We start from the raw sequence: 23,715 nt of genomic DNA, 5'->3' as shown, positions 1-23,715 counted from the left end.
TCGCGGGGCGGGCCCACCCCGCCACCACACAGAGAAAGGCACCACAGCGCATGACCATCCAGCCCGACACCGACCGGAACACCCAGCCCGCGGAGTTCGCCGCGTTCCTCGTCGGCCACCTCAACGGCCGCGTCCACCAGGCCCTGAGCGAGGAGCTGCACGAGCTGCTCCAGGCCGTCGCCACGCACGGCAAGAAGGGCCAGCTCGTCATCAAGGTCGCCGTCGAGCCGTCCAAGGGCCACGTCGAGGGTGACCCCCTCGCCATCAGCGTCGAGTCCGACCTGAAGGCCCCCAAGTCCACCCCGCCGGCCGCCATCTACTTCGTGGACGACGACGGCAACCCCACCCGCAACGACCCGCGGCAGATGCAGCTCGACTTCCGCACCGCCCCGACCACCACCGAGTACAAGGACGCCTGATCACCGTGACGATCTACACCTCCGCGCCCGCCGACCAGCTCGACGGCATCCAGTCCGTCATCGACATCGCCCAGCAGGCCACCACCCCCGCCCAGCTGGCCGCCGGGCACATCTACGCCGTCACCACCCCGCGCGGCGTCGAGCGCATCGACCTCACCGGCCCCCAGCACACCGGCCAGCCCGGACGGAAGAACGGCACCACCACCGTCCGCGACGCCGAATCGTTCCTCGCCTACTGGACCAAGCACAGCGACGCCGACAGCGAGGTCTACGCCGACAGCGACCGCCTCACCGTCACCGCCGTCCTCGACGCCCACACGGCCACCGAGCCGCGCTGGGCCAGCCACCGCCTCCACCTCGCCCTGCGGGAGACCGCCGCGTGGAAGCAGTGGCTCGGCATGGACGGACAGCTCATGTCGCAGGAGACGTTCGCCGAGTTCCTCGAGGACCACCTGCCCGAGCTGCTGGAGCCGGCCGCCGCCGACATGCTGGAGATCGCCCAGTCCTTCCAGGCGGCGCAGAAGGTCGACTTCCAGTCCGCCACCCGGCTCTCCTCCGGGCAGCGCCAGTTCCAGTACGTGGAGACCACCACCACGAAGGCCGGACAGAAGGGCCAGCTCACCGTACCCGAGACCTTCGTCATCGGCCTGGTGCCGTTCGAGGGCAGCGAGGGCTACAAGCTCACCGCCCGCCTGCGCCACCGCATCGGGCAGGACGGTCTCCGCCTCGGCTACAAGCTGGAGCGCCCCGACGAGATCCGCACGACGGCGTTCGCCGACGTCGTGCAGGCGATCGGCGACCAGATCGACACCACGATCATGAACGGCAGCCCCGCCTGATGGCCGCCCGGCCGCGGGGCGGCGACGGCAGCACCCGCTGCCCCGCGTGCCGGGCGCCCCTCCTCGTCCAGTGGGTCGGCAACACCGCAGCCCTCAAGGCCAGCGTCGACCTGCCCCCGCCGGACGAACCCCGCCCCTACGGGCCCGCGCTCGCGGCGAGCACACCCAACGATCTCGTGTGGTGCCTGCCCCGCCCCCGCCACGGCCCGCTGCGGCTCCGCTGGACCACCGGCCGCCACCCGCCGGACTGCCCGCACCAGCACCTCCTGACGCACCGCTGCACCGCCGCACCGACCACGCTCTTCTGAGGAGACCGCCACCGTGGACAACGTCCGCCCCTTCCCGCGCAACCCGGCGGACAACGACGGCTTCAAGCGGCTTCCTCCCCAGGACATCAACGCCGAACAGTCCGTGCTCGGCGGCATGCTGCTCTCCGAACGCGCCATCACCGAGGTCATCGAGATCCTCGAAGGGCCGGACTTCTACCGCCCCGCCCACGAGACCATCTACAACGCGATCGTCGCGATGGCCGTCCGCGGTGAACAGGTCGACCCCGTCACCGTCACCGCCGAGCTGACCAAGCGCGGCGAGATCAACAAGGTCGGCGGCGCCGCGTATCTGCACAGCCTCGTCCAGACCGTCCCGACGGCGGCCAACGCCGAGCACTACGCGGAGATCGTCCACGAGCACGCCGCCCGCCGCCGCGCCCTCGAAGAACTCGACCGCGCCGCCGGCCTCGTCAGCTCGGGCGAGGGCGACCTCGCCGAAGTCCTCGACCTCGTCCGTGAGCGCGTCACCCGCGCCACCGAGGCCACCGGCCCGCGCGGCAGCGATGACACCGGCTGGTCGTTCTCCGACCTCACCCCGGTCCTCGACGGCACCCACAAGCCCGCCCAGCCCAACGTCGGCGCCCGCGACGACGGGATCGGCCTGTTCTACCCGGGCCGCGTCAACGGCATCCAGGGCGAGTCCGAGGCCGGCAAGTCCTGGGTGGCGCTCATCTCCTGCCTGACCGAGATCAACCGCGGCAACCACGTCGTCTACCTCGACTTCGAGGACTCCGAGGAAGGTGTCGTCTCCCGGCTCCTCCTCATCGGCGCCAACCCCCGGGACATCGCGCAGCAGTTCCACTACGTCCGCCCCGGCACCACCCCCACCCCGGCCGCCCTCAAGGCGTTCATCGGCCGCATCGGGGACCTCGGCCCATCGCTGATCATCGTGGACGGCGTCACCGAGGCCATGGTCATGCTCGGCCTGGAGCTGAAGGAGAACACCGAGATCGCCAAGTTCGGCCGCATGCTCCTGCGGCCCCTGGCGGACACCGGCGCCGCCGTCGTCCCCCTCGACCACGTCGTCAAGAACAACGAGTCCCGCGGCCGGTACGCCCTCGGCGGCGTCCACAAGCTCAACGCCGTCGACGGCGTCCAGTACATGCTCGAAGCCGTCCGCCCCTTCGGCATCAACACCGAAGGCCGCTCCCGGTTGCGTATCGCCAAGGACCGGCCCGCCCAGGTCCGCCGGCACGCCCTGCCCGGCGGCCGGAACCCGATGCACTGGTTCGCCGACCTCGTCATCCGCTCCACCGACGCCGAGTTCGCCGAAGCCCACCTGTACCCCCCGGCTCAGCAGACCGAAGACCCGCAGGAGACCGCCGCCACGCAGGACAAGGCCGCGCAGGAGGAGGCGGACATCCGGGAGCGGGAGGCCGCGGTCCTCGCCGTGCTCCAGCAGGCCACCGAGCCGATGAGCAAGGCCGCCCTGGAGGACCTCATCCCGGGGCGGGCCTCCGTCACCCGCCGCGCCCTGACCCGGCTCGTCCACGCCGGCCGTGTGCTCGCCGAGAAGGGCCCCCGCGGGGCCGCACTGCACACCCTGCCCCAGCCCGGACAGACCGAGGAGGCCACATCGTGACGGCCGTCGTCCTCCACCTCGTCCCGGGCCCCGCCACGACCTCGTCCCGATCTTGCCCGGACACCGGACGGAAGGAGCGTTGCCGCAGGTCACGGGGGTTCCGACTTCGTCCCGACCTCGTCCCGGAGATCCGGACGGGGTGGGCCGTCACCAGGCCCTCGGACGCCCCCGCCTGCACCGTCTCCCAGCCCACCCAAGTTACCCGCAAGTCACCTCGTCCCACCTCGTCCCGTGACGAATCGTCAGCACATCACGCGTCAGTAAAACCCGCAGGTCACAGCCTTGCCGACCTCGTCCCGATCTTGGTCGCCACCTCGTCCCGACCTGACACACCATCACGGGACGAGGTCACACCCCCTCCCACCAGCACATCACTTGATCGCTTGACCTCGTCCCACCTCGTCCCGGACGAGGTCGGGACGAGGACGCAGCGACCTCGTCCCTCGTCCCCCGCCTTATAGGGGGACGAGGACGAGCGTCGCGCACCACCCGCCCCACACGCCCCGCCACCCACCGCGAAAGGCACAGCGCATGACCCCCGAGCAGGCGGCCTGGGTCCAGGAGCACGTCCTGACCCCCCGAGAGATCCCACCAACCGCCACCCGATGCCCCTGCCAGATCATCTCCAACGCCTGCACGACCAGCGAGCACAGCAACTGCGGACACGACTACTGGATCACCCACCAGTGCCCCGAACGAGAGACCGTCATCGGCCGCGGCTTCGGCCCATTCCCCTGCAAGGGCTCCCTCCGCCTCTACGGCAACGCCGACGTCTACCTCGCCGACCGCCAGTGCCGCGTCTGGTGCAACTGCCACTGCCACCAGCCCACACCGCAGCCCACCGCAGCACCGCGCAACACCGAGCAGCTTGACCTCTTCGCGGCTGCCACGTAGCCCCTCGCCCCGCCGATCCGGTTCCACCGGCCCCCGCGCGACATAGCCAGGAAGGACACCCAGGCCGCTGATGACCATCGCCGCCCTCCGCCGCCTCCTGGACGAGATCGACCGCCAGGGCGGCCCCGACGCCGCCCGCCACAACACCCTCCGCCTCACCGACAAAGGAGCCACCGAGCCCATGACCGCGATCCACACCGAGCCCCAGCTGCCGCCGCTCGTCACCGCGCGCCCGCCGGCGGCCGACGCGGACCCCGAGCGCCTGCCCGTTGGCCAGCTCCTCGCCTGGGGTGACCAGCACGAGGACCCCGAGATCCAGGATCAGGCCGCCCGCGCGCGGATCGCGCTCGCCGGCCTGCGCCAGCGGTTCGCCGCCGACCGGGAGCTGAGCGCGCTCACCAGCGAGGAGGAGCAGCTGGCGCAGCGCCTGGCGGAGATCCGGGCGCGGAAGGGCGAGCTGGAGCCGGCCAAGCCCAAGAAGACCCGGCGGCCGGTCGACTACCCGGCGGCCGAGGTCCGGGCGTGGGCCGCGGCGACCGGCGTGGACTGCCCGCCGGTCGGCCGGGTGCCGAAGGCGGTTGTGGACGCGTGGCGCGCCGCCCAGCCACAGAGCGCCTCGGCGTGAGCTGTCCGGCACGACGACGGCCGCCCGGAGTCGAGTTCCGGGCGGCCGTTAACCCCGACCCTACCCACCTCCTGGAGTCCCGATGGACCAGCCCGACCCTGACCGCCGCGAGCGGTACGCCGCGGCCCTCTACGCCACGCTGGAGGTGACGCCGACCCGACACCCGTGGGAGACGCTGAGCCCGCTACGCCGCGCTGTCTGGTACGCCCGCGCGGACGCGGCCATGAAGCTGGCCGACGAGGAGCGGGCCATCTGGTCTACCGGCCCGGCGCCCGCCACCGACCGGGACACGCTGCGCCAGCGGATCACCGAGGCCGTGGAGGAGTGCCGCACGCTCACGCCGGCCGCCCTCGCCGACGCGGTCCTGGCCGTGTTGCCCGCGCCCGACCATCTGGCCGCCGGGCTTTTGGAGGCCGCCGACGTGCTGGAGGTGTGGCGGCCGGAGTTCTTCGAACGGTGGGCCGTTGCCGAGCAAGACGGGTACGAGGACGGGATTGGCGACGCCGTCGACCACCTGCGTCGGCTGGCTGGCGAGCAGCCCCAGGCTGACGTTCCCGCCGAGCAGCGCCCGGCTGGCCTCACCGTCGAGTCCCTCGCCCGCCTCCTCGCCGGCGCCGCCGCCCTCACCGAGGGGACGCCGCCGTACGACCAGCTCCCGGACGCCGACCGCGAGCGCTACCTCGGCCAGGCCTGGCAGCTCCTGGCCCGCACGGACGGAGACCAGCAGCCATGACCCGGCCCCGCTGCCCCCGCGGCCACTTCCTCCCCGCCGACACCCCGACCGCCCAGCAGGACAGCTGCCGGTGCACCCGGCGCCGACGTCGACCGCGCCGCACCCGCCCCAGCTCCGACCTCCGCGGCCAGCGCGCCACCCTCCGCCAGCTCTACACGATGACCACCATCCCGCTCACCGGGGCGTACCTGTGACCGCCGTCCTCGCCTACGTCGTGCTCGTCGCCAGCACCTCAGGCGTGCTCTGCGCCCACTGGCTGTACGTCCCACGACGCGCCACCCACACCCGGAAGGACCAGACCACGTGAGCTACCCCGCACTCTTCACCACCCCCGGCATGCGCAACTTCGCCGAAGAGGTCGACGCCGAACGCCAGCGTCAACTGGTGAAGTGGGGCGACCAGCGCCACCCGATCCTGCGCGGCCCCAGCAACCAGCACCTGTTCGAGCAGCTGGCCCAGGCCATGCGCGAAACCAACGCGGACCCCAACCAGATCTGCTGGATGACGATCCTCCTCGAGGAGGCGTACGAGGCCGGCGCCGAACGGGACATGGCCAAGCTCCGGGCCGAGGTCGTCCAGATCGCCGCCGTCTGCCAGGCCATCGTCACGGACATCGACAGCCGCAGTCCGGCGGCGCGGCGGGACGGGGCAGTCTCGTGAGCCTCCCCGCGGCGCCCGGCGTGCTCGTGCTCGCGGCCCTCGCCTGCGGCGGCGTCGGCTGCCTCTGCCTCCTCGCCGCCGGCATCACCACCCTCACCGACACCGTCCGCAGCATCCGCGCCCGCCACCGGGACGCACGGTGACCGGCCCGTCCAGCACACCCCGGGGCGAGCACACGCCCGCCCCGGGCACCACCTGGACCCACCGCCTGGTCCGCCACGAGCAGCTGGTGGACGACAACACCCCCGACCCCCGCCCGAACCGCGAGACCCGCCGCGCCATGCAGCGCGCAGCACGGAGGAAGAAGTGACCAACCAGCTCCAGTACCCGTACCAGGACGGCGACGTGACCGTTCTCGGCCCGCGCGTCTTCGTCACCAACGACGGCGCGGTCATCAACTGGCGGGGCGTGAACTACGTGCCGCAGCCCGACGAGCAGTCAACCGAAGCGACCACGCCCGCCGAGTCCCCGCTGCGCGACCAGGTTGCCGCCTCCATGCTTCGCGTCCTCCGCGAGTACGGAGAGATGCCGACCCCGAACGTCATCGACCTCATCAACGAGTTCGCCGGCGCAGCGCTGGCCATCCTCGACCCGTACGGCGACACCGCTTCCGCTCTCAACCGCGGCCACCGTTGTCTGCTGGAGAACCACGACAAACGTCTCCCCGACCCGGCCTTGCTTGCCCGGGTGCGTGCCGTCCTCGCAGACCCATCAGCCCTCGACTGGCGTCAACGCCTCCGCGCAGCCCTCGACCAGCCCAAGGAGAAGTGACCATGCCAGCTACCGACCAGCACACCCGAACCCACATCAAGGCCCTCGCCGACGAGATGAAGCGCCACCTCGGCGAGCCCGCCGCCGCGCCCGCCCAGGTCTTCCTCTCCGGCATGCTCACCGGGCTCGCCTCGGCCATCGAGATCCTCGACGGAGGCACCGCCGAGCAGGCCGCCGAGACCGTGGAGCAGCGCCTGGCCGCCGCCGTCGGCCGCGCGTACATCGACGGCAAGCTCGGCGAGCAGCCGACGCCCGTCGACTGGGAGGCCGTCGCCCAGCAGCGCGAGCGTGAACTCCGCGACGTCGGCGAGGCCCGGCACACCGCCGAGTACGAGCGGGACCAGCTCCACCAGGTCCTGCACGTCCTGCGCTACGGCATGGTCCGCGCCGGCAGCGCCGACCTCGCCGCCAGCTACATCGTCAAGCTGATCGACACCACGATGGAGATGGCCACGGGCAGCGCCCTGGAGCCCTGCGACGCGGACGCCCAGGCCGCGCGTGCCAACCAGGCCGAGACCGAGCGGGACGGCGCGTACCGCGAGCGGGCGCACCTTGTTGCCCTCCTCGCTGCCCTCACCGACGGCGCGGTCATCACCGCCGCCCCGGACGTGGACGAGCCGGGCTGGCAGATCGTGTACCTCATCCTCGGCGGCCGGCAGTGCTCGTGGCACATCGCACCCCGGGACGCCGACCTCTTCGAGCACGTGGAGCGTGTCGGCCCCCTGGACGTCCGGGCCCTGTGGGACGGCCACACCACCGAGGCCAAGTACGCGCACATCGCCGCGTGGACGGCCGAGCTGGCGCAGCACTGCGGGCCGGCCTGCGCCGAGCAGCACACCGAGACCGGGCGCTGCGAGATCGCGAGGAACCGGTGACCGCGCGCCTGGAGCTGCTCGGCGAGGACGGCGAGTGGCACGAGGTACCCGGGATCGCCGCCGTCGAACTCCACGAGAAGACCCCACTCGACCTCAACGAGGTAGTCCTCGTCTCCGTCGTGGACTTCGCCCGGATGCAGATCGCCGAGTACGAGCGCCAACGCGGTGAACCCCGTGTACGTCCGCGCCCAAGCCGCCCCGCCTGGCAGTCCCCGTACGGACCGCCACCGAGGAGGCGCTGATGCCCGCCTGGCAGCTCGCCGTCGTCCTGGTCGTGCAGATCGGCGGCTGGTACCTCGCCAGCCACGTCACCGAGACCCGCGCCACCCGCCGCGAGGCCCGCCGCGCCGTCCTCGACCAGAAGCTGCACCAGGCCCTGCGGGACCTGTTCGAGCAGCGCGAACACCACACCACCCACCCGCACAACAGGGAGCACTCATGAAGGACGTCCAGGTCCGCTGCATCCTCCGCCACCACCGCGACGGCGGACCCATCAGCCGCCTCTTCAAGGTCGGCGAGATCGGCGAGCACACCGCCCCGGCCCTCCAGGACCTCATGATCCAGCTCACGCTCGACGCCCGGGAAGCGGAAGCCGATCGGATCAGCGACGTCATCGACTACGTGACCCAGGTCGGCGCCCGGCCGCCCGTGCCCGGCTGGACCCGACGTCGCTGAACACGCGACAGGGGCGCGCCCACGATCTCCCCAGACCCTGGCGCGCCCCCTCGGTGCTGATCACCGTACCGCCCCGCAGCACCACAGGAGCCTCCACGATGAGCACCGCCGCCACCCACCTCCGCACCATCGCCCTGCACTGGGCCGACCTCGCCGACGCCGCCGGCCAGCCCACCCAGTACGGCGCCTTCGGCCTCGGCCTCCGCGGCTACCTCGCCCGCCTCGACCAGGCCGACGCCGAGCAGATCGAGTACGAACGCCTCCAGGCCGCCTACCTCCGCTCCCTGGAGCGCGACCCGATCCAGCTCGGCGACCGCCCTGTCCCGGTCCGGCTGCACATCCTCGACACCATGCGCGTCATCGAGGCCGCCCTGGTCGCGTGCGCCGACGACATCGCCCACGCCGTCCAGCGCGCACCCATCACCCCGCCGGCCGCCCGACGTACGGCCACCGACCCGTACGCCAGCCAGCGCGACGCCGATATCGCCGCCGCCGACCGGCGCCGCCGCGAGCAGCTCGCGCTCGCCGACCAGCGCGACCCGCGCCGCTGGCGGTACACCGGCCGCCGGACCGCGTCGTACGCCGCGCTGTGGCTGCTGGCCCGGGTCGAGCGCGCGCCGGGCCCGTGCCGACGGCTCACCGAAGCCGAGGAGCGGCGGATCGGCGTCGTCGCGGCCGGCGCCGCCGAGCGCCTGGAGCGCGCCCTCGACATCGCCGCGCAGCGCCGGACCCTGGAGCAGCGGCACGGCTGCGGCGGTCTGATCGACGTGCACGGTGGGGAGGGCCGGGTGCCGGTCGCGCACTGCACCGGCTGCGGGCAGATCTGGGCCGAGGGTGGGGTGACCGCGGCATGATGCTGGCCTGGCTCCGCATCCGGTTCACCGTCCGTAGAGCACTCGGCATCCGCGACGTCCGACAGTTCACGCTGCGGCGGCGCATCGAGGAGCAGGAGGCGCGGCGCGGACGCACGAGGCGTGAGGAGGCTCGGGACCGGAGTCGGCTCGCGTTCCGGCTGGCCGGTTGGTGTCTGCTGCTGGCCAGTTTGGCGGTCGTCGCATGGGTAACCGTGACATCCTGACCGCACGGCATCCGGGTGCAACGCCCGGCGCGGAGCGGCAGTCCTAGGTGCACTGCTCTGCGGAGGGCCCGCCTTCCGGCCGGAGGATGGGGACCCTTGTGCCGCCCGAGCAGCACGCGGCCCGCCGTCCCTCAAGATCGGCGGGCCGTGACCTCAGTCCAGCCACCGAACCCGCGCGGTCGTAGGAACCTCCACGTCACAGGGCACCACCCAGGGCTCGAACTCTTCGCGCCTACAAGTGATCACGAGCCGCAACGGCGCATTGATCCAATTGCTGCGCCATTGACGTTCGGCTTGCGGGTCTTCCTGCCAATGAGGAGGCCGCGTCGACTCGATGCTGAACGGCCGCCCCGTACCGACGTCCAGTGAGAACGGTGCAACCGTCTGCCCGTTCACGTCAGCGCCATCTGCACCATGGGTGAAGCGGCAAGGACCCCAGACCTGAGCGTCGAGTTCCTCCTGGGTAGGTCCGCCGGGAAGCCGCGCCGTGCGATCCATATCGTCACTGCTGACGATCCGGACCGCGATCTCGTCAAGGCGTCCCAGCGGCAAGGGACCGACGAGACGGACACTGAGAGTTGCACGGCCGCTCTCGATGCGCTCGATGCTGATGTCGAACTGCGGCGTGAGGTCAGCGTGCCACCGCTGACGTTCGATGCGCGCCACAGCCTCGGCGGTCTTCGCCGACCGGCGAGCTGCGAGCCAGGCGCCCCAGGTGGCGATCGCGCTGAGGCCGGCGGTGGAGACGGCGCCTATGTCCGCCCACGGGATACTCATGGGTCGGGAGAGTAGCGGGATCGTTCAGAGCCGCCACACGTCCGGCCCACCACCGCGCCACTCGATCAGCGCCGACCGGACGACGTCCATCTCGTCCCAGCCCTCCAGGCCGGCCTCCTGCATGAACGCCGTGACGTCCCGCACGCTGTACGCCCGGCCCAGGAGCTTGCCGTCGACCCGCACCCGGCGGCCGCCCTCCTCGTCGGGCGGGTAGATCACCACGGGTCTGTCGGACGCCATGCCACCAGGGTGGGCGCGCCCCGCCTGCGCCGCACGGCGAGCTGGTCCATCCTGACGGCATGGCCAGCGGCCGGTACCGCGTGACTGCGACCTCGGAGGGGCGCCCCGTCGTGCACGGCTGGTGGGGTCGCGATGACGTTGCGCGGGACAAGTTCCGGCGCTGGATCGGCGAGTACGGCAGCATGCCCGACGCCCGGGTCACCCTCGTGGACGAGGAGACGGGCGCGGTGCTGACGACGTGGCCCGAGGAGCCGTGACCGTCTGCCATCCTGAGCGTCATGGCCCACCGCCCGTACCCGAACCCCGCTCGCGCCCGCCGGCACCTGGAGCGGCACAAGCCCGCGCCTCTGACAGCGTCCCAGCCCTCAGCAGCGGAGGCCGGGCAGCGCCTGGTCGACTTCTTCCGCGTGATGCCGAGGGTCGGGGAGTACCGCATCTCGACCCGCTGACCCGAGGCCGGCCCGACGTCAGCCCGCCGCGTGCCGGACCGCCCGCTTCACCGCCATCTCCACGTCGTACCGCGACTGCCCGCTCGCCGTGGCATGGTCGGTGATCGCCGCATGCGCCGCCGCGGCAGCCTCCCGCCACGCCTGGCGCTGCGCGTCGTACTCGGCGCCGTCAAGGCCGGCCAGCTTCGCGCGCTGCTCCTCGGCGGCGCGCTCCAGTGCGATCAGATCATCGGGTAGGTCCACGGAGCGGATCTTAGGTCGGGACATGATCAGGCCCCCGCCTCGGCGCGCGAGACGGGGGCTGAACGGGCGGCGCGGCTACGGTCGCCACTCCTCGCGGTAGCCGGGCCGCCGCACCAGCTCATCCATCCGACGCCTCCGCTTTCCCGGTCGCGTCCGGGTCGTCCGCGATGATCTGCCGGACCCGCCCGAAGCTGACACCGATCTCGTCGCCGATCTGCCGGTAGCTCATGCCGCGCTCCACCATCTCCAGCACGGCCTCACGGCGCTCGCGCCGGACCTTCTCGCCGACCACCTTCAGCAGCTCGGTCAGCCTTCTGGCCCGCGCCTCGGGGGACTCCCCCGCCGTGAGCGCGTCGATAGCGTCCAGCACGCGCTGCACCTCCTCCGCCCGGTCGTCCATGTCCGTCCCTTCCCGGGGCTCGGGAGGCGGATCTTCCTAACCGTCTTGTGTAGGAACCTACACGGCGTGTAGCTTCCTACACAACGGTTCGGAGGGCCCCCTCCAGCCGTGATCAACAACAAAGCCCCGGCCCGGAGTTGCCGCTCCGTGTGGGCCGGGGTGCCGGATCCCCTGAGCGACCAGGAGAAACGACCGTGGAACACGGTATCCGCACGGCCCAGCAACAGCCCAGCCCCGCAGCCGCTCCCCTCACCCTCGCCGCGCTCGTCAACACCGTCAGCTGCCCGGCCTGCCTCGTCACGAAGGGTGCCCGCTGCACCACCCGCGCCGGTAAGCCCGCCCGCGAGCCGCACGGCCGCCGCATCGAGGCGGTCAAGGACGCCGCCGGCATCACCCAGCACCGCGCCACCGTCCTCCGCGAGGCGCAGGCGCACGGCAAGTGGTGGTCGAACGGCATTGACCGCAAGGCCGAGGAGGCCCTGCTCGCCACCTACGCCGCACGCACCCTGCCCCGCCAGGCGGTGGCCGCATGAGCGAGCAGCAGCCCGAGCAGCCGGATCTGACCCCGCAGCCGAGCCCGATCCTCGCCGAGCCTGCCACCCCTGCCGCGTGCCAGCAGGACTACGCCCAGGCCGCCGACATCCGCGAGCGCCTCGGCTGGAAGGACAGCGCATGATGCGCGCCCTCTACCTCTTCGCCATGGCCTGGCCGCTGATCCTCGGCGCCATCTACCTCGGCCGCCACCTCCACTGACCCACCAGACCGCCGGCCCCCGCACCCCAACCCCTCCGTCCGCGGGGGCCGGCACTTCTTCGGAAGGACTCCGATGAAACGCCTCCGTGCCACCGCGGCGCGGCTCGACGTGTTCGCCATCGTTGAGAAGCTCCTCACCCTCGCCGCGCTCGCCCTCGTCGCCATCACCGTCGGCGGTCAGCTCGGCCCCATGCTCGGCCTCCACGGCAAGCTCGGCCTGATCGCCGGATGGTCCATCGCCCTCGTCTACGACGCCCTGTGGATCGGCTCGCTCCGCATGAGCGAGGCCGCGATCCGGCAGCGCTCCCGCATCGGCACGGCCGTCATGCTCGGCCTGTCCGCCGTCGCGCTCGGAGTCTCCACCAGCACCCTGCTCATCCTCGGCCACGCCAAGGTGTTCGCGTTCGTACCCGTCGCTGCCGCCGCGTTCATGGGCCTCCGCCTGTTCACCACCCACTGCCTCGCCGACCACGCCACCGCCGACCAGATCGCCGAGCAGTCCGCCGCGGACCGCAACGCCCGCGCCCTCGCGGCGGCCGACGCCCGGCACCTGCGCTCGACCGCGATCACGGACGTGCTCACCGAGACCGCCGGCCACCTCGGCGAGATGGCGCGGCAGATCGCCCGCGCGGAGACCCTCACGAAGGCGGAGGCCCGCATCGCCAAGGCCCGCGCGAAAGCGGAGGAGCGGCTCCGGAAGTCCGACGAGGCGCACGGCGAGCTGGCCGCAGCGTTCGCGTCACGGCCCCTGACCCTGGCCGTCTCGGCGCCCGAGACACCCGCCCTGACCACCGGCACGGACCGCCCCGGCACCGCCCCGGAGCCCGCCGAGGAACCGGCCCCGAAGCCTGCCCCCGACACGGCCGAGACGCAGCCCGTCCCGGGTGCCGACGCGCAGGTCAGCGCCCCAACCGGCCCCGCTCCCGACACGGCCGAGACACCCGCGGGACACGCCATCACGCTCGCCGACCTCGCCGCCGTCTCGGGCGTCCCGACCCCCGTCCCGGGCGAGCAGCTCTCGGACGAGCAACTCGACGTCGTCCTGCGTCACCTGCGCTACGCCGATGACCCGCCCCGCTCCTACCGGCAGGCGCTGCGGGAGTTCCGTGACGCCGGATGGGTCGGCAGCGAGGAGCGCGTGCGCCGCGCGTGGGGCGCCCTCCTCACGCACGAGGAGACCACCCCCGCGGGCGAGTAGCAGCGTCCGGCACCACCAGTGAGCGCCAGCACCCCTGGTTCTGGCCCTCGCTGCGACTGCCGGAAGCAGTCACCCAGGAACGGCGAGCGACCGGCGAGCAGACCGTGCAGACCCGGCGAGCAGACCCCGACCTGCCCCGCCATCTGGACTCCCAGACTTCCGAGGACGCTCATGATCGCCGTTGTCCGTACCCGAACGCTGCGCACGCTGCGCACGCTGCGCACCGACCTGGCCGCCGCCGAGACCGCGGCCGAGACCGCCCGCAGCCTGGCCGAGCAGTACCGGCGGGAAGCCAAGACCGCCGCCGACTCCGCGATCCGAGCGGAGACCGCCCTGGAGGAACTGCGCGACGCGCACGCCCGCAGCATCGCCGACGCCGCCCGCGCCGAGGGCGAGCTGAAGGCCCTGCGCGCCCAGGACCTGCTCGACACCGAGGACCGCGCCGTTCTGCGGATGCTGCTCCGCCAGGCCCGGAAGACGGCCACCGCGCAGCAGCACGTGTTCATCCTGCTGCGGCGCGGCCAGTTCCACAGCGTCCACACCAATCGGGAGGCCGCCGAGCTGGCCGCCGAGCGCGAAGGAGCGCCGCGGGACGGCTGGTTCACCCAGGGCGGCACCCCGTCGCCCGCCACCGAGGTGGCATGGCAGATCCAGCCGGTACGGCTCAAGGGCAGCAGCTGATGCCGCTCGCCACCGCGCTCTTCTTCTTCGTCGCCACCGGGGCCGGGCTCATCGGCCTGGCCCTGGTCGACCCCCGCGCCGTTCCGCCCGCCACCGGGACCTGCGCCCTGATCCTCACCGTCGCCGCGCTCGCCGCGGCCGTCCTCCACTAGGACCGAAGGACCATGTTCCTTGCCCTCTGCCTGGCTGGCCTCGCGATCGGCGCGGCCACAGCCTGGCTCCTCCACCACCGCCACGGATGGCTCACCGCAGCTCTGGCCGGCCTCGGTGTCACCGCCAGCCTGCCCTGCCTGCTCGTGGCCATCATGGCGATCTTCCCGCCGCTCGGAATCGTGGTCGGCGTCGGCTCGATCGGTGCCGCCCTCCGCGCCTACGACGGCGGTCGGGTCTGGGTGGCCACCGCCTGGGCCGCCACGGCGGTCGTCGCGCTGACCTGCGCGGGGGTGGCGCTGTGAGCGACCGCCGCCCGACCACCCCGACCCGGGTGATCCCCGCAGGAGAGCCGCTGCCCACCCCGGGCACGCCGCCCCCGCCCCCGCCCCTGCCCCCGCTCCCGCCCGCCCCGGCTGGCCCGGGCCCCGAGCCGGACTGGTGGCGGGACCTGCCCCGCCCGGCCGTACCGCCCCAGCCGATCCCGGTCGACGTCCACGTCACCGTGACCATCGACTCCGGGCCTCCGCCCCCGCCCCCGGCTCCGCCGTGGTGGCGCCGGATCCGCTGGGGCTACCACGCCGTCATGTGCGCCTGCGCGTTCCCGCTGTCCGGGCCCTGGGCGTGGGTCCTTGCGGACGTCCGCGCCGACATGTCGCTGGCCGGCGCCTGGGTTATGGCCGTCATCCCTTTGGCCACGGTTGCGTGGTGGGACAACGCGGCTCGGATCCAGGCCCGGCACGCTGACCCGGACCTGTGGGGCCCGCGGATCCGCGCCACGGTCGCCCGGCTCGCGCTGTACGCGACGGCTGAGGCGACCGCCCTCACCCTGCCCCTGTACTCCCTCGTGATCATCCTGACTGGAGTCCGTCCATGAGCACCGCGCTCGTCCTCGCAGCTGGGACAAGCCAGTTCACCACCACCACCGTCACCACGGCCGGAGCCGCCGTCGGCCTCGCTCTCCTCGGCACCGAGCACTGGCGCTGGTACAAGGGCGGCGCAGGCGGCGGCCCGGGTGGGGGAGGCGGCCGGGACCCCAAGGCGCTCGTCCCGTACTGGGCCGGCCTGACCTTCGGCATCCTCATGGTCGCCTGCCCCGCCGGCGCGCTCGGCGACCTGGCCGGGATCCTACGCTGGGGCGGCAACGGCGTCGGCGGCAGCGTCATGGGCTTCATCACCGGGCAGGACCCCGCCACCATCGCCACCGCGTCCGCACCCACCCTCGACGGATACGGCGCGACGATCGTCACCGCCCTGGTCATCGTCCTGTGGCTGATGCGAAAGCAGATCACCAAGGTGGTCAAGGGGAAGTGGTGGAAGGGCGTCACCACCGGCGCCCTGCTGTGCTTCAGCACCGGCATGGCCGCCGTTGTGGCACAGCTCGTCGTCGGTAACACCAACGGGTTCGGCCACTACCTGTTCGACTCGATCACGCACGGGACGCTGGTATGAGCGCCCCGACCACCGCCCAGTGGCTCCGCGCGGCCGTCGACCGAGTCTCCATCGGTAGCCCACGGCTGGCCGCTGACCGGGCGCGGCGCACCATCCGGCGACTGCGCCGCACGATCCGGCGCGCCCGGGCGTGGGTGGGGGAGGCGTCGTCCGGGTTCGACAAGGCGTTCCGCCTGGCGCTGCTGGCCGCCGCCGTCTGGATCCTCCGCAAGGGCGGCGTCAAGGTCGGCGGCTGGGCGTATCACCGGATCGAGTCCGGCGCCTGGGGGTGGCTGCTGGCCGTCTGCTCGGCCGTGTGGATCGGCGCGGCCTACCGCGCCGGCCATGCCGACTGGCAGCCGTCCCCGGCGCCCGCCGACGAGAGCTCGGATGAGGGCGAGCAGGCCGACGCCGAGCAGCCGACGCCGGCCGCCGAGCGAGCCCCCGCCGGGCCGCCGCCCGTCTCCCCCTCCGCGCTCGTCGCTGCGGTCCTGGACATCGGCTCCCCGCACGCCCAGCTGCGGCCCCTCGCCGACCACCTCGGCACCACCACCGACGCGGTGCGTGCCACGGCGGCCGGGATGGGGTGGCCTGTGAAGGACGTGAGGATGCCGGGCCGGTCGGCGTCGGCCGGGCTGCGCGGGGACGAGATCCCCTCCCCTCCGCCTCCTGCCCTCTCGTGGAGTGTCGTCGGTGCAGGTCAGCCCGCCGACGACAACGACGACGACAGATCCCAAGAGGGGCCCCGAGAGGGGATCGATGTACGGCGCACCGATGGCGGACTGGTCATCTACGACCTCGCCGACACCCACCGCCGACGAGGCACCGTCACCCGATAGCCCCGGGGCGGCCGGCTAGCTGCCAGGCGAACGGCCGCCCCGGTCCCCATCCCGCACAGGAGACAGGAGACCGTCATCATGGCACTCGGTTGGAAGAAGCCTCCGCAGCCGAACGACTCGCGGCTGAAAGACCACGAGACGACGTATCAGGCGTCGCGCGGCGGCTGGTTGAAAGTCGGTAAGAAGCCGGTCCCGGGCGAGCGGAAGACGCCGCCTCAGAGCTGACCGCCTGCCACACTGAGACCAGGCCCCGCCGTTCCCCCCGTGACGGCGGGGCCTTCGTCGTACTCTGCCCCGCGTGGACTGGAAGTGGACCATCACCGCCGTACTGCCCGTCATATCCCTCGTCCTCGGCGCATGGCTCAACCAGCTGAGTGAGTCACGCAGAGAGAAGGCTGCACTCCAGCGAGAGGTGAAAATACGGGAGCTGGAACGTGAGCAGGCGCGTCTCGACCGACGGGAATCCTTTGAGCTGACGCATCTGGCCGAGGCGAGCCAATGCCTGGCCAGGCTGTATCACGCTGCCCTGTTCTGCCACCTCCACAGGGTCAATCCTGAGCTCGCAGACGACCAGAGGCAGGCGTACCAACAGGAGTCGCGAGAGATGGAACGCCTCCAAGGGCTCATTCTTGACGACGCCCTCCGCCAACTCGTTGGCCGCGCCATGACCGATCTGTCGAGGCTGTCTTGGTCGGAGGACGACACTGCACAGCAGTTGGGAGACGTTTCTGAGCTGCTCAGTGCAGCACAAGAGGAACTGGCACTGCGCCTCCGCAAAATCTACCGGTAGTTGCATTCAACGCGATCATGCTCCACCATAGGCCGCAGATCTGGCATGCCCGGAAACAGACGCACCAGATCCGGCATCATGGCCCCTCAGCCACACCGTCCTAGGGGGGACATGAACACCCGCATCACCGCCGCCGGCCTCCTCGCCACCGCGCTCCTCAGCCTCACCGCCTGCAACGGCGACGACACCAGCTCGGCCGACAAGCCGAAGGCCACCCACACCGCGAGCAAGGCACCCGCCGAGCTGGCCCGGCTCACCGCCAAGCAGGCCGCCGACAAGCTCGCCGACGCGACCGGCGTCACCACCCTGGGCAACCCGAGCGACAACACGACGGCCTGCTCCAACAAGGCCGCCGGCAAGGAGCCCAGCGCGAACGACTGCTCGCAGCTCATCACCACGGACACGGTGAGCATCTACGAGTTCCAGACGCCGGCCATCGCCGCTCACTGGGTGGCGGAGATGAAGAAGCAGGGCGACTGGCGGCAGGTCGGACGGTTCGCGCTCGCCTGGACCGCCCGGGACCAGGCGCTCACGGACAAGGACCGGCGTACGCAGCTGGTGGCCGCGCTGAAGAAGGCCACCGCGTCCGAGTCCTGATTCTCCCCACTTGACCGGCCCGGCCGCTCACGGCCGGGCCTTTCGCATGCTCCGAGGAGGCGGCCGTGCCCAACCCGCCCAAGAAGGCCGGCGGCCTCCACGGTGACCAGCGAGCCGTCACCGAAGAGGACCGCCAGGCCGTACGGCGCCTCGCCTCCGAAGGCAAAGGCCGCAACGAGATCGCCCGCATCCTCAACCGATCTCCGCGCACCATCAGCGTGATCGCCGCCAAGCTCGACCCCCCGGTCACCTTCGACCGCACCGCGACAGCGGTAGCCACCCAGGCCCGCGTCCTCGATGCGAAGGCGAGACGGGCAGCCATCGTCCAACGGCTGTACGCGCGTACTGAACGGCTCCTGGACCAACTCGACGCCGCCGACGCCGGCCGGTTCCCCTTCACGGCCAGCACCATCAACGGCATCGAGACCGAACGGCTCGACCACGTGCCCGGCCAAGAAGAGAAGGCACTCGCCGGCGCGATCACCCAGTACATGAACCAGGCCGTCAAGCTCGAAGCACTCGACGGCGATCCCGGCGTGGAAGCCGCCCGCTCGATGCTCGGCACGCTCGCCGAGGGCTTGTCCCGACTGGCCGCACAGGAGCCGCCTGGGGAGGACGACAGCGGGGAGGGCTGATGCTCGACTCGCTGCCCCTGTCACACAAGCAGATCCGGTCCATCGCCGCCGCTCAGGCCCGCATCAACGTCTGGCACGGCGCGATCCGATCCGGCAAGACGATCGCCTCGTTGGTCGCATTCCTCATCGCTGTCGCGTCCGCGCCGGCGTCCGGGCTGATCGTGGTCGTGGGCAGGTCGTTGCAGACGATCGAACGCAACGTCCTGGAGCCGATGCAGGACGAAGCGCTGTTCGGGCCCGTGGCCAAGCTGGTGGTGCACACCCGCGGCGCGACCACGGCGACGATCCTGGGCCGCACCGTGCACCTGATCGGCGCTGCCGACTCCCGCGCCGAGGGCCGACTTCGTGGTCTGACCGCCTGCCTGGCTTACGTGGACGAGGCCACGCTCGTGCCGCGCGGCTTCTGGAACCAGCTGCTCGGCCGCCTGTCGGTACCGGGCGCGAAGCTGATGGCCACGACCAACCCCGACAACCCGGGCCACTGGCTGAAGAAGGAGTTCCTCGACCGCGCCGGTGAACTGAACCTACGGCAGTGGCATTTCACGCTCGATGACAACCCGGCCCTCGACCCGGCCTACGTCACATCGCTGAAGGCGGAGTACGTCGGCCTCTGGTACCGGCGCTTTATCGCCGGCCACTGGGTCCAGTCCGAAGGCGCCATCTACGAGACCTTCGACATCAAGCGGCACGTCGTCCGCGCACTGCCGAGGATCGAGCGCTGGCTGTGCGACTCGATCGACTACGGCACCGTCAACCCGTACTCCGACATCCTGCTCGGGCTCGGCGCGGACCGACGGCTGTACGTCGTCTCGGAGTACCGGTGGGAGTCGCGGCGGGAACGACGCCAGCTCACGGACGCCGAGTACTCCAAGGCGCGCCGGGCCTGGCTCGCGCGGGTGCCCCAGCCGGAGACGAACGTTGTCGGTGTCGCTCCGGAATGGACGATCGTGGACCCGTCGGCCTCGTCGTACATCGAGCAGTTGCACCGCGACGGCGTGGCCGGCGTGACAGCGGCGGACAACAGCGTCCTCGACGGCATCCGTACGGTCAGCAGCCTGTTCTCCACCGGTGACCTCCTCGTTCACGAGTCCGCGCAGGGCCTGGTCGATGAGATCCCGGGATACAGCTGGGACGACACGGCGGCCGAGCGGGGCGAGGACAAGCCGATCAAGGAGAACGACCACAGCTGTGACGCGCTCCGGTACGGGGTGCGGACAACGGAGTCCCTGTGGCGGCCGTACCTACCGACGCGACTGGAGGTGGCAGCCTGATGCCTCTGCCCATGGGCGACATGGCCTGGCCGCCCCCGTATCTCGGCCCCGCCCTGGACGCCATGCATACCTGGGACACCTGGTGGTCCGGTGACCCCGACCGCCTGGAGCAGCTCTACGGCGGCCGCAGCGGCGGCGCCCCCGACCCCAAGCGGCTCCAGTACGCCGGCGGTGTCGTCGGCCGGATCGCCCGCTGGTGGTGGGGCACCCCGATCGCGCCCGGCGAGCGCCGCAGCAAGATGCACGTGCCGATCGCCGGGGACCTGTGCGGCGGCAGCGCGGACCTGCTGTTCAGCGAGCCGCCGACGTTCACCGTGGACGACAGCACCACCCAGGCCCGGCTGGACCAGCTGACGGACGACGGCATGCTCGCCACGCTCCAGACCGCCGCCGAGGTCGGCGCCGCGCTCGGGGGCGTGTACCTGCGGCCGGTCTACGACACCGACATCGCGGACCGGCCGTGGATCGACGCCGTCCACGCGGACCGCGGCATCCCCGAGTTCCGGTGGGGCCGTCTCGCGGCCGTGACGTTCTGGCGGGTCGTCGGCGAGGAGGACGGCCAGGTGTGGCGGCACCTGGAGCGCCACGAGCCGGGCGTGATCCTGCACGGCCTGTACCAGGGCACCCGGGACCGCCTCGGCCGGCCGGTGCCGCTGGAGGACAACCCGGCCACCGCGGGCTTCGCCACCGTCGTCACCGAGGAGGGGGCGATCCCCACGGGGTACACCGGCCTCGACGTCGCCTACGTCCCGAACCAGTCCACCCGCCGCTGGCGCAGCGCGCCGCGCCTCCAGGATCTCGGCCGCTCGGACCTGGACGGCGTCGAGCCGCTCATGGACTCCCTGGACGAGACCTACTCCAGCTGGATGCGGGACATCCGCCTCGGCAAGGGCCGCGTCATCACGCCGAACGCCTACCTTCAGTCCAACGGCCCCGGGCGCGGCGCCTCGTGGTCCCCTGACCAAGAGGTATACGCCGGGCTGGACATGCTGGCCCGACCAGACTCCGGCAGCCAGCTCACCGCGGTCCAGTTCGCCATCCGTGTGCAGGAGCACCGGGACACGGCCGAGGACCTGGTCAACCAGATCCTCCGCAGCGCCGGCTACTCCGGGCAGACGTTCGGCATCGGCGGCGACGTCGCGGTGACGGCCACAGAGGTGACCGCGCGGGAGCGCCGGTCTATGACGACGCGAGGCCGGAAGGTGCTGCGATGGCGGCCGGCGCTGGCCCACGTCATCGAGGCGTGGCTCGCGGTGGACCAGGAGGTCTTCGGCTCCGGTGTGACGCCGCAGCGGCCGACGGTCGAGTTCGCCGACAGCGTCCAGGAGGACCCGCTGTCGCTCGCGAACACCGCAGACGTGCTGCGCCGGGCGCAGGCCGCGTCCACGGATACGCTGGTGCGGATGGCGCATCCCGAGTGGGACGACGCCCAGGTGGCCGCCGAGGTGCAGCGGATCCAGCAGGAGCACGGCATGGCGGTGCCGGACCCGATGCAGACCGGCGCGCTGCCGTAGGGGGTGATCGGCCGTGCCCGTCTCCCCGGCCCTCGCGGAGGATCTGGCCACCGCCGTCGCCGACCTGTACGAGGCCGCCGAGGGCGTCCTCATCCAGCGGATCCGGCAGGCGCTGGCGGAGGGCATCGACTCACCGGCCTGGGTCCAGCTGAAGCTGTCGGCGGTCGGCCACATGCGGACCGCGATCGAGACGGTCATCGCCGCGCTCCAGGCCGACGCCGCCGGCGCGATCCACCAGGCCGTCGCGGAGGCGTACGACCGCGGGCAGCAGGCGGCCGTCGCCGAACTCGGCGCGCTCCCCCCGGGCCGGGTGCTCGCCGCGGCTGAGACCGTCCCGACAGCTCCGGTCGTGGACCGGCTCGCACGCGCCGCCGTGGACGACACCCGGCCCGTCCACCTGCGGATCCTGCGGACCACGCTGGACGCCTACCGGGACGCCATCACCCGGGCCGCGGCCGCACCGGCGCTCGGTGCGCAGACCCGCCGACAGGCCGCCCAGTCCGCCCTCGACCAGCTCGCGGATCGGGGGGTCACCGGGTTCATTGACCGGGCTGGCCGCTCATGGGACATGCGCTCGTACACAGAGATGGCCATGCGGTCGGTCCTGGGCCGGGCCGCGATCGAGGCGCACACGGACCGGCTCGGCGCGGCCGGGGTGGACCTGGTCATCGTGTCGCAGGCCCCGGAGGAGTGCCCGCTGTGCCGGCCGTGGGAGCGGAAGATCCTCACCCGTACTGGGCCGCCGGGCGCGCGCGAGGTCCGGGTGGAGCACGCCACCGAGGACGGCCGTACGGTCACGGTCCGGGTGGCCGGGTCGCTTTCGGAGGCGAGGGCGGCGAGGCTGATGCACCCGAACTGCCGCCACAGCGTGAGCGCCTACCTGCCTGGCGTGTCCCGGGTGCCGGCCTCGCAGCCGTCGCGCGGTACGTACGAGGACACCCAGCGGCAGCGGTACCTGGAGCAGCAGATCCGGCGGTGGAAGCGGCGGGAGGCCGCGGCGATGGACGACGCCGCGCGTACGGCCGCCCGCGCGCGGGTGCGGGCGTATCAGGCGCGGGTGCGTGAGCTGGTCGCGGAGACGGGCCTGCCGCGCAAGAGCCACCGCGAACAGCTCACTAGCAGTCGCTAGATGGGGCGGAAGCGGCCCGGTCCTTCCGCTTTCTTCTCCGCGGTGACCCTCTCCACCTCGCGCTCCAAGCTCGGCAGCACGTTCTTCAGCGCCTCGTGCCAGGTGTTGTGACGTGCGTAGTTGGCAACGGCAGCTCCGCATACGTGGCATTCAGTCAGCTTGTCGCTCATGATCCCTCCCTCTGCTGGGAGCCCAACCGTACTTCCCACCTCGGACAGCCGAGGCGGGTGGCCCGCCGGGTGCGGGCCGGATCGCATGACCCCCGCCAGGCGCGGGGCCGAACACCCCCGACGCGCACCAGGAGTGCACGCATGCAGAAGCGAACCCTCCCCAGGCTCCAGCTCGCCGGTGGCGGCTGGGCGCACCCCTACACCACGGGCCCTCTCGACCCCTGGCTGTACGCCGACGGCGGGGACGGAGGCGACTCCGGATCCGGCAGCGGCGACGGCGGTGACGACGGCGGCACGGATGACCCCGGGTCCGATGACGACGATGCCGGCGGGACCGGCGACGACGACCAGGACGGCGACGGCTCGGCCAACGACGACAAGCCCAAGCCGAAGCCGCCCGCGAAGAAGGACGCCGAGGAGGACCCGGCCGCGACGATCGCCCGGCTCCAGAAGGAGCTGAAGGCGGCGAACTCGGACGCGGCGAAGGCCCGCACGAACGCCAAGAAGGCGGCGGCGGACGAGGCCCGCAACGAGATCGTGCAGGAACTCGGCAGGGCTCTCGGCCTGGTCAAGGACGACAAGGACACCCCGCCGGACCCGGCCGCGCTGAAGGCGCAGATCGAGTCCGCCACCGCGGCGCACAGGGCGACAGCGATCGAACTCGCCGTCTACCGGGGTGCGTCGAAGGCGGGAGTCGACCCGGATGCGATCACCGACAGCCGCGCCTTCATGTCATCGATCGAAAATCTCGACCCGAATCACGAGGGGTTCGCGAAGGCCGTGACCGCCGCCATGAAGAAGGCGGCCGAGGACAACCCCAAGCTCAAGGCCGCCTCGGACGCACCCCCGCGCAGCAGCGGCGACTTCTCCGGGGGCACCGGAGGGCGCCCCAAGGACGACTCCATCGAAGCCCACCGCGAGGCACGCCGGAAGGCGCGCGGCGGCTGACACCGTAGAGAGAGGGCCCC

At 72.1% G+C, this 23,715-nt stretch carries 42 protein-coding genes; 37 read left to right on the top strand and 5 right to left on the bottom strand.

Annotated elements, in window-relative coordinates; all coding sequences use genetic code 11:
• Positions 1–50 precede the first annotated feature (50 nt).
• The 18 genes from ACZ4W9_RS21175 (at position 51) to ACZ4W9_RS21090 (ending at position 9,480) form a co-directional block, all read left to right on the top strand.
• Complete coding sequence (locus ACZ4W9_RS21175) at positions 51–419, top strand: hypothetical protein (RefSeq protein ID WP_467937970.1); 369 nt, start codon at positions 51–53, stop codon at positions 417–419.
• A 5-nt stretch (positions 420–424) separates the two neighbouring features.
• Positions 425–1,258 carry a DUF2303 family protein gene (locus ACZ4W9_RS21170; protein WP_467937967.1) on the top strand — a complete coding sequence of 278 codons (834 nt, stop codon included), beginning with the start codon at positions 425–427 and terminating at the stop codon, positions 1,256–1,258.
• Entirely contained in the window at positions 1,258–1,566 is a 309-nt protein-coding gene (locus ACZ4W9_RS21165) for a hypothetical protein (RefSeq protein WP_467937963.1), read from the top strand. The genes ACZ4W9_RS21170 and ACZ4W9_RS21165 overlap by 1 nt, the downstream gene beginning before the upstream one ends.
• 13 nt (positions 1,567–1,579) lie before the next feature.
• Positions 1,580–3,169 carry a DnaB-like helicase N-terminal domain-containing protein gene (locus ACZ4W9_RS21160; RefSeq protein ID WP_467937959.1) on the top strand — a complete coding sequence of 530 codons (1,590 nt, stop codon included), beginning with the start codon at positions 1,580–1,582 and terminating at the stop codon, positions 3,167–3,169.
• A 531-nt stretch (positions 3,170–3,700) separates the two neighbouring features.
• Entirely contained in the window at positions 3,701–4,063 is a 363-nt protein-coding gene (locus ACZ4W9_RS21155) for a hypothetical protein (protein ID WP_467937957.1), read from the top strand.
• A 70-nt stretch (positions 4,064–4,133) separates the two neighbouring features.
• Positions 4,134–4,688, top strand: a complete 555-nt coding sequence (locus tag ACZ4W9_RS21150) for an Lsr2 family DNA-binding protein (protein WP_467937955.1) — start codon at positions 4,134–4,136, stop codon at positions 4,686–4,688.
• A gap of 82 nt (positions 4,689–4,770) precedes the next feature.
• A complete protein-coding gene (locus tag ACZ4W9_RS21145; protein WP_467937953.1) occupies positions 4,771–5,421 on the top strand; it encodes a hypothetical protein in 651 nt (216 codons plus the stop codon).
• The gene (locus tag ACZ4W9_RS21140; RefSeq protein ID WP_467937951.1) at positions 5,418–5,615 is read left to right on the top strand and encodes a hypothetical protein; all 198 of its coding nucleotides are present in this window, start codon (positions 5,418–5,420) and stop codon (positions 5,613–5,615) included. The genes ACZ4W9_RS21145 and ACZ4W9_RS21140 overlap by 4 nt, the downstream gene beginning before the upstream one ends.
• Positions 5,616–5,724: 109 nt before the next feature.
• Complete coding sequence (locus tag ACZ4W9_RS21135) at positions 5,725–6,081, top strand: hypothetical protein (protein WP_467937949.1); 357 nt, start codon at positions 5,725–5,727, stop codon at positions 6,079–6,081.
• The gene (locus ACZ4W9_RS21130) at positions 6,078–6,224 is read left to right on the top strand and encodes a hypothetical protein (RefSeq protein ID WP_467937946.1); all 147 of its coding nucleotides are present in this window, start codon (positions 6,078–6,080) and stop codon (positions 6,222–6,224) included. The genes ACZ4W9_RS21135 and ACZ4W9_RS21130 overlap by 4 nt, the downstream gene beginning before the upstream one ends.
• The gene (locus ACZ4W9_RS21125) at positions 6,221–6,391 is read left to right on the top strand and encodes a hypothetical protein (RefSeq protein WP_467937944.1); all 171 of its coding nucleotides are present in this window, start codon (positions 6,221–6,223) and stop codon (positions 6,389–6,391) included. Before ACZ4W9_RS21130 ends, ACZ4W9_RS21125 begins: the two co-directional genes overlap by 4 nt.
• Positions 6,388–6,852 (top strand): hypothetical protein, encoded by a 465-nt coding sequence (locus tag ACZ4W9_RS21120; protein WP_467937942.1) that lies wholly within the window; start codon positions 6,388–6,390, stop codon positions 6,850–6,852. Before ACZ4W9_RS21125 ends, ACZ4W9_RS21120 begins: the two co-directional genes overlap by 4 nt.
• Positions 6,853–6,854: 2 nt before the next feature.
• Positions 6,855–7,727 (top strand): hypothetical protein, encoded by an 873-nt coding sequence (locus ACZ4W9_RS21115; protein WP_467937940.1) that lies wholly within the window; start codon positions 6,855–6,857, stop codon positions 7,725–7,727.
• A complete protein-coding gene (locus ACZ4W9_RS21110; RefSeq protein WP_467937938.1) occupies positions 7,724–7,969 on the top strand; it encodes a hypothetical protein in 246 nt (81 codons plus the stop codon). The genes ACZ4W9_RS21115 and ACZ4W9_RS21110 overlap by 4 nt, the downstream gene beginning before the upstream one ends.
• Complete coding sequence (locus ACZ4W9_RS21105) at positions 7,969–8,169, top strand: hypothetical protein (protein ID WP_467937936.1); 201 nt, start codon at positions 7,969–7,971, stop codon at positions 8,167–8,169. The genes ACZ4W9_RS21110 and ACZ4W9_RS21105 overlap by 1 nt, the downstream gene beginning before the upstream one ends.
• The gene (locus ACZ4W9_RS21100; protein ID WP_467937934.1) at positions 8,166–8,402 is read left to right on the top strand and encodes a hypothetical protein; all 237 of its coding nucleotides are present in this window, start codon (positions 8,166–8,168) and stop codon (positions 8,400–8,402) included. The genes ACZ4W9_RS21105 and ACZ4W9_RS21100 overlap by 4 nt, the downstream gene beginning before the upstream one ends.
• A 98-nt stretch (positions 8,403–8,500) precedes the next feature.
• A complete protein-coding gene (locus ACZ4W9_RS21095) occupies positions 8,501–9,256 on the top strand; it encodes a hypothetical protein (RefSeq protein WP_467937932.1) in 756 nt (251 codons plus the stop codon).
• Positions 9,253–9,480 (top strand): hypothetical protein, encoded by a 228-nt coding sequence (locus tag ACZ4W9_RS21090; protein WP_467937930.1) that lies wholly within the window; start codon positions 9,253–9,255, stop codon positions 9,478–9,480. The genes ACZ4W9_RS21095 and ACZ4W9_RS21090 overlap by 4 nt, the downstream gene beginning before the upstream one ends.
• A 153-nt stretch (positions 9,481–9,633) precedes the next feature.
• On the opposite strand, the gene ACZ4W9_RS21085 is transcribed toward ACZ4W9_RS21090, so the two are convergent.
• Together ACZ4W9_RS21085 and ACZ4W9_RS21080 are read right to left on the bottom strand one after the other, a co-directional pair.
• Positions 9,634–10,257 (bottom strand): hypothetical protein, encoded by a 624-nt coding sequence (locus tag ACZ4W9_RS21085; RefSeq protein ID WP_467937928.1) that lies wholly within the window; start codon positions 10,255–10,257, stop codon positions 9,634–9,636.
• A gap of 24 nt (positions 10,258–10,281) precedes the next feature.
• Complete coding sequence (locus tag ACZ4W9_RS21080) at positions 10,282–10,497, bottom strand: hypothetical protein (protein ID WP_467937926.1); 216 nt, start codon at positions 10,495–10,497, stop codon at positions 10,282–10,284.
• Between the two features lie 59 nt (positions 10,498–10,556).
• On the opposite strand from ACZ4W9_RS21080, the gene ACZ4W9_RS21075 reads away from it, so the two are divergent.
• Both ACZ4W9_RS21075 and ACZ4W9_RS21070 read left to right on the top strand, forming a co-directional pair.
• Positions 10,557–10,754, top strand: a complete 198-nt coding sequence (locus ACZ4W9_RS21075) for a hypothetical protein (RefSeq protein WP_467937923.1) — start codon at positions 10,557–10,559, stop codon at positions 10,752–10,754.
• A 21-nt stretch (positions 10,755–10,775) separates the two neighbouring features.
• Positions 10,776–10,946 (top strand): hypothetical protein, encoded by a 171-nt coding sequence (locus tag ACZ4W9_RS21070; protein ID WP_467937921.1) that lies wholly within the window; start codon positions 10,776–10,778, stop codon positions 10,944–10,946.
• An 18-nt stretch (positions 10,947–10,964) separates the two neighbouring features.
• Here the strand turns inward: ACZ4W9_RS21070 and ACZ4W9_RS21065 are convergent, their stop codons facing one another.
• Positions 10,965–11,189 (bottom strand): hypothetical protein, encoded by a 225-nt coding sequence (locus tag ACZ4W9_RS21065; RefSeq protein ID WP_467937919.1) that lies wholly within the window; start codon positions 11,187–11,189, stop codon positions 10,965–10,967.
• 118 nt (positions 11,190–11,307) lie between these two features.
• Positions 11,308–11,589 (bottom strand): hypothetical protein, encoded by a 282-nt coding sequence (locus ACZ4W9_RS21060; protein WP_467937916.1) that lies wholly within the window; start codon positions 11,587–11,589, stop codon positions 11,308–11,310.
• Between the two features lie 194 nt (positions 11,590–11,783).
• On the opposite strand from ACZ4W9_RS21060, the gene ACZ4W9_RS21055 reads away from it, so the two are divergent.
• The 16 genes from ACZ4W9_RS21055 to ACZ4W9_RS20980 all read left to right on the top strand — a co-directional run bounded on the left by ACZ4W9_RS21055 (position 11,784) and on the right by ACZ4W9_RS20980 (position 22,577).
• Positions 11,784–12,122 carry a zinc finger domain-containing protein gene (locus ACZ4W9_RS21055; protein ID WP_467937914.1) on the top strand — a complete coding sequence of 113 codons (339 nt, stop codon included), beginning with the start codon at positions 11,784–11,786 and terminating at the stop codon, positions 12,120–12,122.
• The gene (locus tag ACZ4W9_RS21050; protein ID WP_467937912.1) at positions 12,119–12,265 is read left to right on the top strand and encodes a hypothetical protein; all 147 of its coding nucleotides are present in this window, start codon (positions 12,119–12,121) and stop codon (positions 12,263–12,265) included. Before ACZ4W9_RS21055 ends, ACZ4W9_RS21050 begins: the two co-directional genes overlap by 4 nt.
• Positions 12,266–12,415: 150 nt before the next feature.
• Positions 12,416–13,540: a hypothetical protein gene (locus ACZ4W9_RS21045; protein WP_467937910.1), complete on the top strand. Its 1,125-nt coding sequence runs from the start codon at positions 12,416–12,418 to the stop codon at positions 13,538–13,540.
• A 171-nt stretch (positions 13,541–13,711) separates the two neighbouring features.
• The gene (locus tag ACZ4W9_RS21040; protein WP_467937908.1) at positions 13,712–14,221 is read left to right on the top strand and encodes a hypothetical protein; all 510 of its coding nucleotides are present in this window, start codon (positions 13,712–13,714) and stop codon (positions 14,219–14,221) included.
• The gene (locus tag ACZ4W9_RS21035) at positions 14,182–14,373 is read left to right on the top strand and encodes a hypothetical protein (RefSeq protein WP_467937906.1); all 192 of its coding nucleotides are present in this window, start codon (positions 14,182–14,184) and stop codon (positions 14,371–14,373) included. Before ACZ4W9_RS21040 ends, ACZ4W9_RS21035 begins: the two co-directional genes overlap by 40 nt.
• A gap of 12 nt (positions 14,374–14,385) precedes the next feature.
• Positions 14,386–14,676, top strand: a complete 291-nt coding sequence (locus tag ACZ4W9_RS21030) for a hypothetical protein (RefSeq protein WP_467937904.1) — start codon at positions 14,386–14,388, stop codon at positions 14,674–14,676.
• Positions 14,673–15,248 (top strand): hypothetical protein, encoded by a 576-nt coding sequence (locus ACZ4W9_RS21025; RefSeq protein ID WP_467937902.1) that lies wholly within the window; start codon positions 14,673–14,675, stop codon positions 15,246–15,248. The genes ACZ4W9_RS21030 and ACZ4W9_RS21025 overlap by 4 nt, the downstream gene beginning before the upstream one ends.
• Positions 15,245–15,823: a hypothetical protein gene (locus ACZ4W9_RS21020; protein ID WP_467937900.1), complete on the top strand. Its 579-nt coding sequence runs from the start codon at positions 15,245–15,247 to the stop codon at positions 15,821–15,823. The genes ACZ4W9_RS21025 and ACZ4W9_RS21020 overlap by 4 nt, the downstream gene beginning before the upstream one ends.
• Positions 15,820–16,641 carry a hypothetical protein gene (locus ACZ4W9_RS21015; RefSeq protein WP_467937898.1) on the top strand — a complete coding sequence of 274 codons (822 nt, stop codon included), beginning with the start codon at positions 15,820–15,822 and terminating at the stop codon, positions 16,639–16,641. Before ACZ4W9_RS21020 ends, ACZ4W9_RS21015 begins: the two co-directional genes overlap by 4 nt.
• 78 nt (positions 16,642–16,719) lie before the next feature.
• Positions 16,720–16,866 carry a hypothetical protein gene (locus tag ACZ4W9_RS21010; RefSeq protein ID WP_467937896.1) on the top strand — a complete coding sequence of 49 codons (147 nt, stop codon included), beginning with the start codon at positions 16,720–16,722 and terminating at the stop codon, positions 16,864–16,866.
• A 73-nt stretch (positions 16,867–16,939) separates the two neighbouring features.
• Positions 16,940–17,431, top strand: coding sequence for a hypothetical protein (locus tag ACZ4W9_RS21005; RefSeq protein ID WP_467937894.1), 492 nt, complete (start codon positions 16,940–16,942; stop codon positions 17,429–17,431).
• A gap of 111 nt (positions 17,432–17,542) precedes the next feature.
• A complete protein-coding gene (locus ACZ4W9_RS21000) occupies positions 17,543–18,028 on the top strand; it encodes a hypothetical protein (RefSeq protein ID WP_467937892.1) in 486 nt (161 codons plus the stop codon).
• Positions 18,029–18,093: 65 nt separating this feature from the next.
• A complete protein-coding gene (locus ACZ4W9_RS20995) occupies positions 18,094–18,663 on the top strand; it encodes a helix-turn-helix domain-containing protein (protein WP_467937890.1) in 570 nt (189 codons plus the stop codon).
• Positions 18,663–19,934 (top strand): PBSX family phage terminase large subunit, encoded by a 1,272-nt coding sequence (locus tag ACZ4W9_RS20990; RefSeq protein ID WP_467937888.1) that lies wholly within the window; start codon positions 18,663–18,665, stop codon positions 19,932–19,934. The genes ACZ4W9_RS20995 and ACZ4W9_RS20990 overlap by 1 nt, the downstream gene beginning before the upstream one ends.
• On the top strand, positions 19,934–21,448 hold the full coding sequence (locus ACZ4W9_RS20985; protein WP_467937886.1) for a phage portal protein: 1,515 nt from the start codon (positions 19,934–19,936) through the stop codon (positions 21,446–21,448). Before ACZ4W9_RS20990 ends, ACZ4W9_RS20985 begins: the two co-directional genes overlap by 1 nt.
• 13 nt (positions 21,449–21,461) lie before the next feature.
• Positions 21,462–22,577, top strand: a complete 1,116-nt coding sequence (locus tag ACZ4W9_RS20980; RefSeq protein ID WP_467937884.1) for a phage minor capsid protein — start codon at positions 21,462–21,464, stop codon at positions 22,575–22,577.
• Here the strand turns inward: ACZ4W9_RS20980 and ACZ4W9_RS20975 are convergent.
• On the bottom strand, positions 22,574–22,747 hold the full coding sequence (locus tag ACZ4W9_RS20975; RefSeq protein WP_467937882.1) for a hypothetical protein: 174 nt from the start codon (positions 22,745–22,747) through the stop codon (positions 22,574–22,576). The genes ACZ4W9_RS20980 and ACZ4W9_RS20975 overlap by 4 nt on opposite strands.
• Before the next feature lie 141 nt (positions 22,748–22,888).
• Here ACZ4W9_RS20975 and ACZ4W9_RS20970 point away from each other — a divergent pair, with 141 nt between their 5' ends.
• Positions 22,889–23,695, top strand: coding sequence for a hypothetical protein (locus ACZ4W9_RS20970; protein ID WP_467937880.1), 807 nt, complete (start codon positions 22,889–22,891; stop codon positions 23,693–23,695).
• Positions 23,696–23,715: the final 20 nt, after the last annotated feature.

The sequence above is a fragment of the Streptomyces sp. NPDC029296 genome, assembly GCF_055569255.1.
This window is presented reverse-complemented; position numbering and strand designations above follow the sequence as displayed.